Source organism: Gottfriedia sp. S16(2024) (assembly GCF_050473765.1).
Lineage (GTDB): Bacteria > Bacillota > Bacilli > Bacillales > Bacillaceae_G > Gottfriedia.
Map to the genome: position 1 here is coordinate 38,979 of NZ_JBFLUO010000001.1, position 13,615 is coordinate 52,593.

At 41.5% G+C, this 13,615-nt stretch carries 13 protein-coding genes; all 13 read right to left on the bottom strand.

Annotated elements, in window-relative coordinates:
• Positions 1-6 precede the first annotated feature (6 nt).
• The 13 genes from AB1282_RS00270 to AB1282_RS00330 all read right to left on the bottom strand — a co-directional run bounded on the left by AB1282_RS00270 (position 7) and on the right by AB1282_RS00330 (position 13,015).
• Entirely contained in the window at positions 7-1,059 is a 1,053-nt protein-coding gene (locus AB1282_RS00270; protein WP_429898200.1) for a phage tail sheath C-terminal domain-containing protein, read from the bottom strand.
• Between the two features lie 458 nt (positions 1,060-1,517).
• Complete coding sequence (locus tag AB1282_RS00275; RefSeq protein WP_429898201.1) at positions 1,518-1,886, bottom strand: HK97 gp10 family phage protein; 369 nt, start codon at positions 1,884-1,886, stop codon at positions 1,518-1,520.
• 44 nt (positions 1,887-1,930) lie between these two features.
• Positions 1,931-2,272, bottom strand: a complete 342-nt coding sequence (locus AB1282_RS00280; protein ID WP_429898202.1) for a hypothetical protein — start codon at positions 2,270-2,272, stop codon at positions 1,931-1,933.
• The gene (locus AB1282_RS00285) at positions 2,273-2,659 is read right to left on the bottom strand and encodes a hypothetical protein (RefSeq protein ID WP_429898203.1); all 387 of its coding nucleotides are present in this window, start codon (positions 2,657-2,659) and stop codon (positions 2,273-2,275) included.
• A 13-nt stretch (positions 2,660-2,672) separates the two neighbouring features.
• Positions 2,673-2,879 carry a hypothetical protein gene (locus AB1282_RS00290; RefSeq protein WP_429898204.1) on the bottom strand — a complete coding sequence of 69 codons (207 nt, stop codon included), beginning with the start codon at positions 2,877-2,879 and terminating at the stop codon, positions 2,673-2,675.
• Positions 2,880-2,934: 55 nt separating this feature from the next.
• Positions 2,935-4,026, bottom strand: coding sequence for an SU10 major capsid protein (locus AB1282_RS00295; protein ID WP_429898205.1), 1,092 nt, complete (start codon positions 4,024-4,026; stop codon positions 2,935-2,937).
• Positions 4,027-4,098: 72 nt separating this feature from the next.
• A complete protein-coding gene (locus AB1282_RS00300; RefSeq protein WP_429898206.1) occupies positions 4,099-4,761 on the bottom strand; it encodes a hypothetical protein in 663 nt (220 codons plus the stop codon).
• A 129-nt stretch (positions 4,762-4,890) separates the two neighbouring features.
• Positions 4,891-7,308 (bottom strand): BppU family phage baseplate upper protein, encoded by a 2,418-nt coding sequence (locus AB1282_RS00305; protein WP_429898207.1) that lies wholly within the window; start codon positions 7,306-7,308, stop codon positions 4,891-4,893.
• Positions 7,309-7,340: 32 nt separating this feature from the next.
• The gene (locus AB1282_RS00310) at positions 7,341-8,159 is read right to left on the bottom strand and encodes a phage minor capsid protein (RefSeq protein WP_429898208.1); all 819 of its coding nucleotides are present in this window, start codon (positions 8,157-8,159) and stop codon (positions 7,341-7,343) included.
• Complete coding sequence (locus tag AB1282_RS00315; RefSeq protein WP_429898209.1) at positions 8,159-9,688, bottom strand: phage portal protein; 1,530 nt, start codon at positions 9,686-9,688, stop codon at positions 8,159-8,161. Before AB1282_RS00315 ends, AB1282_RS00310 begins: the two co-directional genes overlap by 1 nt.
• A 21-nt stretch (positions 9,689-9,709) precedes the next feature.
• Positions 9,710-11,290: a phage terminase large subunit gene (gene terL, locus AB1282_RS00320; protein ID WP_429898210.1), complete on the bottom strand. Its 1,581-nt coding sequence runs from the start codon at positions 11,288-11,290 to the stop codon at positions 9,710-9,712.
• A 213-nt stretch (positions 11,291-11,503) separates the two neighbouring features.
• A complete protein-coding gene (locus tag AB1282_RS00325) occupies positions 11,504-12,238 on the bottom strand; it encodes a DNA-methyltransferase (protein WP_429898211.1) in 735 nt (244 codons plus the stop codon).
• Complete coding sequence (locus AB1282_RS00330) at positions 12,239-13,015, bottom strand: hypothetical protein (protein WP_429898212.1); 777 nt, start codon at positions 13,013-13,015, stop codon at positions 12,239-12,241.
• Positions 13,016-13,615 lie beyond the last annotated feature (600 nt).

A 13,615-nucleotide genomic window follows, 5' to 3' on the forward strand; every position in this document is an offset into this window, starting at 1 on the left:
CCGCCCTTAAACGTTAATTGTTAAGAAGATTCGTTCCGCCGAATCAATTTCCGTAAATGAAATCGCAAGATAAACCGTATCGCCTACCGAAGCATTTTGCGTGTCTAATCCTACGTTAATATTCGTTAATACGTTTGCACGCTCTAACGTTTCTAAGTACGCTTTAACTGCGCTAATTAACGCTGCCTGACCGTCCTTGTTGTTGTTGATTTTTCCGATATACGAATCGCTTGCCGTTTTAGTAACGTCGTTAAGTATCGCTTGGCGAGCGCGTTGTTTACGAACCTTCGAAACCGAAGTCGTTAAGCCTTGCTCGACTTTAACCTTTTCTCCGTCATTCGTAAGCACTAAAGAGCCTTTCGATAATGACGTTTTTGTTTGCGTATTCGTAAATCTCGCAACAACATCGTCGACTGGCGCAACTTGATACGTAATAGCACGGTTGATAGCCGTACCTGCGATTAATCCCGCTACCCAAGGCGCATATTTAGCCGATGAATACGAAGTCCCACCGATTACAACTCCGCTAATTAAGTTAACTGCGTAATCGTCTAGTAGACGGATTGAACGCGTATCTCCTACTGATGGGTCGTTATCGTCCGCTGCTACTACGCAACCGAATACCGCCATGTAGTGTTTGCCTTCCGCTTTATTTCCTTTTACCCACGTTAGCGTATTGTCTTGCTCCGTAGCTGAAACCTCGGAATCAAATACGAACACGTTAAACGGACGAGTATCGTAAGCCGTACGCATATCGATATAATCTTGCGCAACTGGAGAAGAAGGCATCGTATAAACTAGGACCTCTTTCGCTCCGCCTTGTAATGCGAATTTAATCGGTTGAATGTTAGCTGAACCGAATAGCGCCGCTGCATCTGTTTCGTTTGCTACCGTATAGAATTTCTTTGCCGTAGCCGTTCCGCCTGAATAAGTCTTTAACGGCATTCCTACCGTACCTCTCGCTCCGCCCGTAATTTGAGCAGTTGCGCTAGCTACGAAGTTTGCGTATAGACCTGGACGAATCGGTAATGACGAAGGTGTCCATGAACCGCCTGCCATTTACTTCACTCCTCTACCGTCGTATTGACGGATGTTATTTTTGTGTATGTCGGTAAGTCTCGCGCTTCTCTCGTTTCCGTTTGAATGACGCCGATTACCGCGTTAATGTTGCTTGCCGTTTTAAATGGCGCGCTAAAAGAAAAAGCCTTCACGCGTATGTAGCGCAAAGACTCACTTATCGGAATTATTTTTCGGTCATTGTTTAACGTAGTGCCGAACTCGTCAACCTTCGTTAAGACGTCGACCGAAGATTTTCCGAAATATATAATCTGAAACTCGCGATCGTTTGTATTCGTTAGCGATGTTTCCGACTTGTTTTCGTTGTATTGTAAGCGAACTACGAACGTATTAGGCTTCGGCTCGGACGGAACGTCTTGCCTTTCGATAGTTGCCGTTGGAAACGACTCTTTTAAATATTCGTAGATTGAATTTATTTCGTTGATTACGGACACCTACCGTCACCACCCTTCCCTTCGTAATTCTTTTTGTATTTCTTCTTCGACCCAGCGCATCCACTTATCTTTATTAGCTTCCGCAGATTTGTCGAGGTATTTCTTTTCGCGTCTGACATTCGCTCCACCTGCGTTTAATTCGTGGATATAGTACGCATAGTTGAAACGCCCACTTCCGCTTTCCTCGATTGCAGTCGAAGATATTTCCGCTTTCATATTAAGCCCGTTGCCTTTAACACCTTCCGCTTTGATTCCACGGCGTAACGTCCCTTTATCAAGTGGCGCAATATCTACCGCTTGTGCTTTCCAATCGTCGAGTGCATCGTGTAGACCACGTTTAGCTCCGCGTCCTGCTGCTTCGGGCGACCTCCGCATTAATCGTTCTAATCCTGCGATATTAATTTCGAAATCTCTCGCCATTACACGCTCACCACCGTTAAAATAGGTTTACCGCCAATACTCCGCTTAATTTCGATTGTTAATGGCGTGTATGTGCGCGTTATTCCTAATTCGTTGGTATATTCGAGCGTATCCGTTAATTGAATATCGGCTAGCTTATCGAAATAGATGTCCGCAGTAGATACGACTTCGCTTGCGGTTGTATTCTGAGCTCCGTTTGAACCGGACATTGATCGGACTAATTTCGTGCCTTCTTGTACTCGGCATTTTAACTTCGTTCTAACTTCGGCTGAACTACCTTCCCATTCGTCGCCTTCTTTTCGCGTTACAATTACGGTTTGATTTAACGGAATAACCGCCATCTACATCACCGTCCATTGAATGCGACTGCCTGCTGAGCCCGTATCGCCACCGTTTGCTTCCGAAATTAATGCCTTCGCTTGTGGCGGAATCATATCCGTTAAGCTCTTCGGACTACCATCGAATCCGTACGTTATGCCCGCAACACTAAACGATTTAACTCCGTACTGCATTCCTTTATACGTATCGTTATAGACGACCGATAAGACTGCCGCGAATTCATATACCGCATTATCAGGGATTACCTTATCCGCAAATTGTCGTTGTAATGTCGATAATGCTACGTTTAAGTATCGCGTCTTTTTTAAGTCGTCCGCTTGTTCCCAATCTTCAATATCGATCACATTTTCGCTAATATAGATATCTGCGTCAATTACGCTTACCGCCATTTAAACCGCCTCCTTATTTTTTGGAGGATCTGCTAGCTTTCGGCTTAGGCGCGGCAACTTCCTCCGTTGGTGCTTCCGCTTCGTCTGCTTCAACGTCAGACAACGCTTTTAAAACTTCGATTTCCTTTTCGTCGTTAGCTACGTATTCGCCTCCGTGAAATTGGCGAAATTGCCCATCGACATAAAATCCGTATTCCGGATATTTCGATTTAAACTTCATTTCCGTACCTCCAAAATAAAAGCCCCGCCAATTACGGCAGGGCGTTGATTATTGATTAAGCTAAGCCTTTGATACGAGCGTGTGCTTTTTCTTGTTGGAATTCTAAAGTATATTCACCAACTAAGATACCGCGAGTAGAATCGCCAACTTCACCTAAGAATTTGTGGAAGAAGCTACGGTCAACTAATGGACGGATAGTAACACGGTTAGCGTCTAATAAGATTAACTCGTCAGAAGCTAAGTTGTTATTTACCGCGATTTCGAATTTACCGAAGTCTGATACGAAAGTTTCAACGTTCACGCCACGGCTATTTTCCGCTTGTTGGATATAAAGCTTATTGTTATCGAACGCTGAGATTGCGCGTTTTTGTTTCGGTGATACGATGATTTTGTAGTCTCCGCCAGTTTGGAAACCGCCTTTGTCATATACCGCTTGGATAGCGTCGTTGATCATCGCTGCTGTTAATGCAGTGCTTGATGCGTTAGTTACGTTAGTTTGGATAAAGTTACGGATACCTTTCATTTGGCGAATGTTTCCGTTGTTAACGCCAACACCGTTGATTAACGCTTTTTCTAATTGTAATGAAAGCTCAAGTAATTTCTTTTGTTTTTCGTACTCGTATAAGTTAGAGATTCCGTATTGAGCGATTGAGGTCGCAGTACCAGATAACTCAACAGTGTCGTCGAAAATTTGCGTGTAGTTTTGAATTTGCGTACGTTGTTTAACGCGACCAGCACGAGCAGTATTTCCTTCCTGACCTTCTACGAACATAACTTCGATTTTAGCTTGGTCTGCGATAGCTGCCGCAGTTGTTCCGCCATATGAACGAGTAACAGTTAACGTTTTAGTTCCTGTGTTTACCGCAGTAACTAATAATAACTCGTCGCCGATTTTAACTACGTGACCTACGCGGAAAGGCTCAACGTCTACAACTACTACTGAAGTATCAGTCGATAATTTAGCTCCGTTTACTTTCGTTTCGTCTCCGAACATTTCGTCTTCGAACCATTGGTGATTCGTTTGAGCGATTGCTTCTCCGAAACCTAACATTGAGATTAATGGAATTTGGTGCGGGTTTAATAAAAGTAACTCATCTACTACTGATAATTTTTTTCCTACGATATCCGAATTGTAAAATAATGGCATTTAATATGCCCTCCTTTAATTTTTTGTAATAAAAAAGACGCCCGATTTTCGGTACGCCTTAGATCACTTGATTTATTTACCTAACTTGTTTTTTAACTCTGCAAACGCGACTTTATCTTCTATACGTCCTGTTCGTTGCGCCTTTGCTCGCGCTTCTTCTAGTAGTTGGTCCGATGTTTTATCGGATGTGTCTTTATGTCCGCCAGTTGGTTCGCCTAACTTTTGTGGCTGTTTTTGCGCTACCAGGAACGGTTTATTTTCAACGAGCGCTTTAACGATTTCCTCAATACCTTCGACTTTTCCGTCTTCGCCAACTGTAACGGCCGATAAGTCAGCGAGCTTTCTAGCGTCGTCTACGTATTGAACGTTAAGGCTCGATGCCACCTTAATAAATTCGCTCGTAATCGCTTGCTCTCGGATTTTAGACTGTAATTCCGCGATTTGATTCGAGAAGGCGTCGCGTTCGCCCGCAGTCTTTTCTAGGTCCGATTTAAACAATTCGATTTCGCTTAATTTCGAGCGTTCGATTTCTTCCTTTTCTTTTTCATAAGCGTCTAGCTTCGTTTTCAATTCGTCATAGTCCGCAAATTTTTCGACTTTCTTACGTTCGCGCGCAATACGATCAGCTACGATTTTGTCTACGTCTTCTTGCGAAAATGCTTTCGGAGTTTGCTCCGGTTGATTTTCGTTAGTTGCGTTAACTTCGTTATTGACTTCGTGATTTGTTTCGCTCATAATACCTCCACGTTTAAAGTCCGAGTAGACTATAATTTAGCCGAAAGTTTAACGCCAATTTCGTAAGGCAAAAGAAAAAACACCGCAGAGTTTACGGTGCTTTGTGCGTTATATTCTCCAAGTGCGCCACTAAATTAATGTAGCAGTTAATACACCTGAATCATTGACAGTTATTTTATAATTTGAGCCATTAGGAGAGACTAATGTAGTACCAAGTTGGACATTTTTATCAAATGAGCTTAGTGGTCTTCCGTTTGTGTTAACAATATCAAACACTTCATCCCGACTTAATTTCCTTTGCCAAAATGCTGCCATCGACATATTACCCTCGTTTGTATTACTCACGTGAGCTCTACCAGATATATGAACTGAAGTAGGATTTGCAATCGTAAAATTATTCGTCATCTGTAGAACTGGGTTAACGTGAGAAAACGGATCAATTACTTCAATTGTTTTATTTATTGGGTCTACATATACGAATGAATAAATATTTTTACCTGTTAATGGTTGACCGTATCTTCCTACTCCGACAAATGCAGGAACTTCTAAAACACCACCAATAAACGATTGTCCTATTAATACTGTCTTTGTTGCCCCAGCCATAAAGTAATTCCCCACACCATCAAACATATACAAGCCAGTAGCTGGTGGAGTTGCACCGGCTATTAAACTGTGGTTTATCATATAGGTATAAGGTTGTGTCCAGTCAACTGTATTAGTCGGAATTGTAATAGTTCTTCCATCTGAATACTTAAAATAAGCAGCAGTACCCCATGTTCCATCAGTAGTCCAGGTTGGTGTGCCATTTAGTGTAGCGTGTTTCTTATTACCCGATTTATCTAAAACTCTTGAACCCGAACCCTCATTAAACATCCATAGTGCCTTTAAGTTCTTATCCTCTTTTGGTTTATCCACCGTTAAATCTTGAAATGGAGTAGATTCTCCTGAGTTATTAAATAATCTTGCTCCACTAGCAACCTGATTCAAGAAAGCACCATGACAATCCACAATTGCAGTTCCCGCTAATATGTTAATGCTAGTATTTAAATGTTCTAACCAAAATTTTTCATAATAATTTCTAGAACCATTCACTTGATATATTGCTGTGTCGCAATCACTAATTTGACCGTCTGTAAATGTATTAACTTTACCATCTTCAATATAAACTCCATAAGAGTTTGGTGTACTTTGTGAAATACCTCTTACAAATTGGATTGATATTCTATTTCCATTTGGAACAGAACCACCATTTGATTTTAAATAGATACCTTTTTCAGCAAATTGGTAAATGTAAAGCATTTTAGTCGTACATACATAAGTTGCACCTTCAAATGTTAATCCAATTCTAGGATAAAACATACATACGTTATCCACTGTGCATAGTAATGCATCTTTGATGTTAATCCCATTGTAAGCATATTTATACGTTGCGTTTTGTGGATTAATCGAAAAGTCTTTAAATACATAAGATTGGCTTCCACTTACTAATGAGATAGCATAATCATTATGTTGTGGATCTAAAGTTGTTCCACGATTACTATCTCCCCTTAACTGGAAACCTTGGACAGCAGGAACACTTAATGCTGAAGTTGTTTTATACGTACCAGCAGGTAAATATAAATTTCTTTTATTCGTTGTACAATAATTAATTAAAGCTTGCAAAGCTGCAGTATCATCAACTACACCATTACCAACGGCTGCTGTTAATGAGTTAGGCGGATATTTTGCGTTTACCGTAAGACTCGCTATCTGTGATGTATTATTTGCGACATTCGCATTAGTCGTATTTAAGTCCGTTTGTTTCGCCTTATCCGCCAATTGCGTATCAACGTAAGCTTTATCCGCTTTATCTTTGACCTTCGCTACTTCGGATTTTTCCGCATTGTCATAATCGTTCGTAGATAACCCTTTACCCGCTACTTTATCAACTTTAGTCAATAACCCGTTATCTACGTATGAAGTGTCCGCTTTATTTTTAACTTTAGCTACTTCGGATTTTTCGGTATTATCGTAGTCGTTCGTTGATAAACTCTTGCCTGCAACGACATTTACTTTACCCGTTAATTTTACGTCGGCTTCACTTTTCGTATATACATCCGCATTTTCAATACGGTTAATGTTGCCGTCTATCTGAATTAAAGCGTCGTTGATCGATTGCCAATCGTTTGTCGACGTTACCGTTCCGTTATCTAAAATCGCTTTTTTAGACGTATAACTAAACGTACTAGTAACGGAAACAACATTTCCTTCGTATAAATAAATCTCCGCGTCGTGTTTTCCTATTTCAGCGTATGCTTGCGTACTAAGGATAACGCTAATCTTACCTTTATACGAATCGACAATTTCGCAATCCTGAATAACTGACAGTCCGCCAGGTTTTTTAATAGCGATTCGTGCGGAAGTAGTTCCTGCGATATTTAACGGAATACCGTCTTTAAGTATCGTCATGTTAAGTTGAATCGCGTTCAAGTCGTTTTGACTGACTGAGAACGGTAAATTTTTCGATTTATTTTCCAATTCTAGTAAGATATCAAATGTCTTTATCATTTAAGCCTCCAATCCGGTCCCGACATCTTTTATTAACTTCTTTCCGGAACTCTTACCGGACTAATTACGTGCTTACAGTTTGGATGGAAGATTTCGCGATTCGGTAGATTTCCGTAGTAAGGATAATCTCCTGGCGCATCTTCCGTAAGTTTTACGATTTTACCTTCCCAATTACGGCACAAATCTTTAGCCGAGTGCGAACTAATCTTTCCGTAATATGCGTCTCTTCCGATAGCTTCGTTAATCGTTGCGTCATTAGTCGCCTTCATCATTTTCGTTCTTGTTACCATGTCTACGTAGACTTGCGGTTTCCAACGTCGCCCACTCGCGTCAATGATTCCCGTATTGACTGAATCGCCGAGCTTCTTACGCAATCCTTCTAGCGTCTGTCGGTTCATCGTCTTGCGCCCGTTAATACCTTTCGAAAGGTTATCGCGCATGACTTCCGCTGTAACTTGCCTAACGGTAGCCTTAACGCGCTTATCTACGTTTTGAGTTACCGCTAATAAGTCCGCTTGCGTGTCGGCTACAACCGCTTTAACTAATTCCGCGTTTACTCGGTTAAACTTCGCTAACTTTAGCGCTTCGTCTACCGTTTCTGCAACGCCTAGCGCAACGATTGTTTCAGCGATACCATTTCGGACCGCTAACGGAATATTTTCCTCGACCCATTTCGCCGAGTCATCGTTGAGTGACGATAATATTTCCGCGACTGACTTTAAGGCTGCTAACGAATTAGCGCGCGATAAAGTCGGAATGTCTAAACGGTCAAGTTCCGCGAGGATTTGCTCGACCGCTTTCTTATACTGTTTTACTAGCGCTGCGATTTGCGGTTCGTAGTTCGGCGCCATTAGTTACCACCGCCATTAGCTCCGTTAAATATCGAAGAATCTACGGTACCGTTTAGCGCTTCTTCGTCCGATTGAATACGATCAATAATTGCGTTAGCTTTATCGTCGTCAATTTCTTCGAGTTCTTTAATAGCGCTACGAACGTCAATCGTCGGCTTACCGCCCGTTCTAATTTGCATAATTTCCGCGAACTCTTTTTCGTCGCGAGGTATTCCGTCTTTCCAATGAATCTTCGGATAGACTGGCGTATACTTTTCGAAACCTTGAACGCCGTCCATTTGACGATTCTCTATTTCCATCGCTAACCAAAGCGCGTCTCTTAACGCTCGGTCAAAATGCGTTCTAATTCGCTTAACCTTCGATAATATCGGCATGAAACGGGCTTTAATCGCTCCGCTATCGGTATGCGACGTCCCTGTTCCTCCGCCGTTATCTGCGAGTGTTGTTCCGAATAACCATTGCGGAGTCTCCGATATTTGGAAAACTAATCCGACTAAATAATCTAGCTCCTTAAATGCTGCGTCTAGTTGCGCATTCCACGTCATATATCCCGGCGTTGGGTCGTCTTTATTAATCGAAATATACTTTCCGCCAAATCGCGCTTCTTTTCCTTCTAAATCCGGACCGTAAGCCGTAGGATCAGCGTGTTTCCAAAGGATATAATCGACTTGCGTTATTCTGTCGTGAATAGCCGAAAGAAGTCCGTCAATCATCTCTAATCCGCTCTTACCTTCCCACGTTTCATCCGTTGATTTATACGGAATATGTCGTACTAAGATATACGGCCTGCCTGTCGCAACTAAATCGAACTCTCTTCCGGTTGCAACTCGTTCCTTAATGCGTAGTATTTGAATCGGAATGCCGAATCTGTTATCGACGCTTCCTTCGTTCTGTTCGCATTCAAAGCGATAATATTCGATGTAACCTGGCAAATGGCGCTCTACGTTAAGATACGGAATCTCCGTCTTCTTCGTCTCAACCCATTCGACCCAAGCGACGTTAACCGCCTTAAATTCCTTCGATTGGCCTTGCGATAATTCCGGAAACACATACGTAGCATTTACCGCTTCGATAATCGGAATCATTTCTGCGTCGTCAGGTATCGGTAATCCTGCGCTTACTAATGCGCTGAAGTCCTGTTTGTAGTCAAAGCGTACCTTAATCCATCCGTCACCGCGGAAACCTGTTCCGATGGCCATTTCGTGAATAAGTTGGTTCAAGTCGTTCTCTTCGACGATACGATTTAGCGCTTTTTGTTCCGTTGAATCATCACCTAGTCCGCTTTCATATACCGGAGGCTCTCCGACAAGCAAATCGGCGGGTTTCGTTACGAGAATGTCCGCTAATGCTACGCCTATATATAACGATTGAAGTTGTTGGCCATGCGGAGTATCTTTTAGCAGCTTAAGCGCGCGTTCGTATACTTCCCATTGGCGATTATCATAAACTTTGCGTCCTTTTATATACTTCGATATTCGTTCTACGTGATTAGCTGGCGGATATTGACCGCCTACTTGAAATAGTTCCATTTATAACGCCCTCCTTTCCGTTTACATCCACGAAGGTTTATTTTCTATTTTTCTTCTTATATTTTTTGATACGCTTATAGAAATTTCCATACTGTCTGGTAAATCGTCGTGGAAGCCACTTCCGTAACGTTCAAATTGCTCTAATAACAAGAAGTGTCGTCGACAGAATTGGATTTTCCCGACTTCAATATCCGGTGCCATTGATTCTATACGTAATTCTTTTCTTGATCGTTGATAAACCTTTTTAACTCGGTTATGTGCAGGATATCCAATTACACTTAACGACTGTTTAAGTCTATCTACGAAAAACTCTTGGGCAGCTACTGCCTCCGCACCAATTACGTCAGGTTGATATTCCTTAACTTTATCAACGATTACTTGTAAAAACTTTTCAGGTGTTATTTTTTCACCGTAAGAATCTATAACGTAAGTAACTCCGGATTCTTTGTGCTTAGCAACTATAGTTATTGCGGAGTAATCTCCTTTTTCTTTACCCATAGCCATATCGACGCCCATTGAAATCGTGTAATCTTCATGCTTAAACGACTTATTCAATTCCTTATCATCCCAATAAATAAATTTATTAGGGTTAAAAATCATGCTTTCTTCATCGATAGGGTTATTCATGTACTCAGTGTTAAAGGCTTTTGATCCGTTATCATATTTCCATGTCATTAACTTATATAAAGGCTGAACATTAGGCCACAATACTTCTGAGCCTCTATCCATTTCCTCTTTATTTGCAATATAAAAAAGCTCTGCCGTTTTAGCAGAACGTGGGTCTTCTCTATTTTGATAAAGCTTACGACACTCTTCCCATAAATCCATTCGTTCGGGCCAATTGATTATCGCTTGATATCGCTTAGATTCGAAATCTGAACGATGTTTCATAACGTCGATAAGTAAACTCGAAGCACTCACGGTTGTGCCCATGAACACAATCGCCGTTTTCTTACCTTCGGGATCGCCGAGTGGAACGACAACTTGACGGAACCACGATTTTAAGTCCTCGCGGAGCTCTTCCGTATTATTATTCTTTTCGGAATCTACGTCATCGCAGATTATTAAATCCGGACGCGTACCGTTCCAGTTACGGCCACGAAGCGCTTGACCGGAGGAAGCCGCTTGGACTAACGAAAGAAGTTTTTGACGTCCTTCGCCTTGATCTTCCCACGCGATAAACTCCGATTGATTATCTTTCGGATTCATCTGCTGCTTAACGCTTAATAATCGACCGAAATCCTTCGCTAGCTTTTCGTTACCCGTTAATTGAATCTTAAGCCAGTCGAGATTGGCCGATGCAACCGACGGAGTTTCCGAAATAAGCATGATGTATTTGCGCTTACGATAAACGATTTCGTGAATCGGAAATGCTTTCGATAAGAACGACGATTTAGCGTGCGAACGAGGCGCCGCAACAACTACGCGCTTGTTTAATTCTTCGTTCGATACTACGTTCATTATGTCGCAGATTTCGTGGTGGAAGTCCGGTGCGTTATTCGTAATGTTGTCGAGGTCAGTTGCGCCAAACTGCGGAATCCAGTTACCGGAGTTATCCGGGTTAGCATCTTCTCCGAAATAGTAATACGCGAAGAAAAGCAAGTCGGTTTCGCCTCGATGTACCGCAGATATTCTGTCGTACTCCTTTATATAGGCGGTTAATTCGCGCTTCTCTTCCGCGCTTAAAGACGCCTTTTTGCGTACGCGAGGGACGATATATGACCGCAATTTATCGATAATTGATTGACGCGATTTGTAGTCGTGCCAGGTGCCGTTAATGATAGCGATATATACCGCCTCCTTTCGTAAGTTTCGTTAAGCGCCTTTTTCGATTAGCGCTTGCTGTATGCGTTCGTTTGCGATTGCTACGTATTCAGGCTCGCGTTCTATTCCGATAAATTGACGTCCGGTATTTATTGCCGCGATTGCAGTCGTACCTGATCCGATACAGTTATCGAGGACAACTTCGCCTTCGTTAGTGTATGTGCGGATTAGATATTCGAATAAGGCAACGGGCTTTTGCGTTGGATGTAACCCTTTATCTTTTTTGAAGGTTTGAATAGTTAATGGATGACGTTTTCCATCATTTACTATTAACTCTGTTCCTGTTGATTCCCCATAGTTTGTACTTGTTATTCCTTCTTTTTTATATGAATAAGGTTTGCCTTCTGTATATTGCGGGTTATATGTTGGGGTTTTCTTGTAAAAAACTAAAATATTCTCGTGATTCTTCAATGGCATTTTCTTAGCATTAAGAAATCCCGTAGCTTCCGTTTTTTGCCATATCCACTCATACTTTAGATTTTTAATATTACTAGCGCCAAGAATCTTATCGAAAGGAGTTTGTGCTGTTAAAATAATAGCGCCATTTTCCTTCGTGATCCTGTCGTAATGTTTCCATAATTGTTCTAAACAAATTATGCTATCCCATTTATTTTGAGTTGTACCATAAGGTAAGTCACAAAGTACCATATCAATACTTTCATTTGGAATTCTTTCCATAACTTCGAGACAATCCCCTTGAGTAATTTCATTTAATAAATCGCTCATTTAGACCGCCTCCGCTTCATTTAATTTCGTTAATATGTCGTTAAATTTCGCATAAAAATAACCGCGTTTATCGCGCGGTAGTTGTTTTACGTATTTATTTACGTGAACCATACGTGTTTTATTCGTTAGCATACGATCATGCTCTCTTCCGCGAAGATATACAATCGTTAACGACGAACAAAGTGGCTCGTAATTTTCGATAGTGTTGCAAGTATTAATTGTCCATTCCGATAACTTAGCGTCAAACCACCGCTTACCTACAACGAAGTCAGGTCGATACTTATCGTGTTTATATTTTTCATACTTTATGTCTAATTCATTAAATAGCTCTCCGAGAATATCCTCAAATTTCCATCCGCTATGTTTATAGATGTCTGCGCCGTCGCGTTCTATACTCGGTAATCCAAAATGCTTACAAGCGTTATGAATTCCGCCGAATCTACGGTCTAGCGAGTCGCCTAATCCTACGTATTTATTACGAATTTCCATCGATGTATACCTGTTTTCTAACGCTTCGGTTAACTTTTCGATAATAATTTCATCTGTCCATACCGTTCTTTCCAATAACTTCAATCGTCTTGTTTCGGTATGTTCGTAAGGCTTTCGCGTTGACTTCAAACCCAATTCCTTTAAAGCTACCGACCATTTTCCGAAGTATGACTGACATGAACGTCTTAAACTCATATCTACCGTCGTACTTGTTAACGGATGTCCTTGCGCAGCTAATTCCTTTAATTCTCGAATACAATCTTCTTTAGTCCGTTTTATATTAGCCATTATTCCTCTCCTATCGTCCCTATCGTAAATATAAAAAGCGATTCACGGCGCGATAGGTCGCCTTATCTCCGATAGCTAGTCGGAACCTGAATCGCTAATTTTACGTAAACACAAAAAAGCCGCCGATAAATTCAGCAGCTTCGTTCTATTTACGCACACCTACCGTTAGGCAATCGATAGGTTGATCCCGCTTTATTTAACGTGTTCGGGAGTCGCACGCGTTCAGTTAGATGTCCGATTTGACACCGTGTAAAGTCAAAGATAAATTTTAATTCGTGGATTTTCTGATGACCAAGAATCGCGTTTTGAACGGGGTGCCTTGGGGGTCTGTCTTTCGACGCCTATCGACATCGGACGACCTCTACCGTTGACTACCCGCTTATGCATCGCGTGTTATACGTTATACGTTTCTAGTTTACATAATAGTTATAATCGGTAGTTGATACGAAGCGCAAACGTTGGTATCACTACGTTTGTCAACCGCTACTTTTTCCCGTTTATACATCCTTTTATACATTGGCGTTATATCAACGTTTATATCCGTTAATAGAACGATGTTACGCCGTATAAATGTATACGATCAGCGTCAAGATTACGGTA

Bases quoted from the DNA above. Each gene is read 5' to 3' on its own strand.
- AB1282_RS00270 (WP_429898200.1), bottom strand. From the start codon at position 1,059: ATGGCAGGCGGTTCATGGACACCTTCGTCATTACCGATTCGTCCAGGT.
- AB1282_RS00275 (WP_429898201.1), bottom strand. From the start codon at position 1,886: ATGCGGAGGTCGCCCGAAGCAGCAGGACGCGGAGCTAAACGTGGTCTA.
- AB1282_RS00280 (WP_429898202.1), bottom strand. From the start codon at position 2,272: ATGGCGGTTATTCCGTTAAATCAAACCGTAATTGTAACGCGAAAAGAA.
- AB1282_RS00285 (WP_429898203.1), bottom strand. From the start codon at position 2,659: ATGGCGGTAAGCGTAATTGACGCAGATATCTATATTAGCGAAAATGTG.
- AB1282_RS00290 (WP_429898204.1), bottom strand. From the start codon at position 2,879: ATGAAGTTTAAATCGAAATATCCGGAATACGGATTTTATGTCGATGGG.
- AB1282_RS00295 (WP_429898205.1), bottom strand. From the start codon at position 4,026: ATGCCATTATTTTACAATTCGGATATCGTAGGAAAAAAATTATCAGTA.
- AB1282_RS00300 (WP_429898206.1), bottom strand. From the start codon at position 4,761: ATGAGCGAAACAAATCACGAAGTCAATAACGAAGTTAACGCAACTAAC.
- AB1282_RS00305 (WP_429898207.1), bottom strand. From the start codon at position 7,308: ATGATAAAGACATTTGATATCTTACTAGAATTGGAAAATAAATCGAAA.
- AB1282_RS00310 (WP_429898208.1), bottom strand. From the start codon at position 8,159: ATGGCGCCGAACTACGAACCGCAAATCGCAGCGCTAGTAAAACAGTAT.
- AB1282_RS00315 (WP_429898209.1), bottom strand. From the start codon at position 9,688: ATGGAACTATTTCAAGTAGGCGGTCAATATCCGCCAGCTAATCACGTA.
- AB1282_RS00325 (WP_429898211.1), bottom strand. From the start codon at position 12,238: ATGAGCGATTTATTAAATGAAATTACTCAAGGGGATTGTCTCGAAGTT.
- AB1282_RS00330 (WP_429898212.1), bottom strand. From the start codon at position 13,015: ATGGCTAATATAAAACGGACTAAAGAAGATTGTATTCGAGAATTAAAG.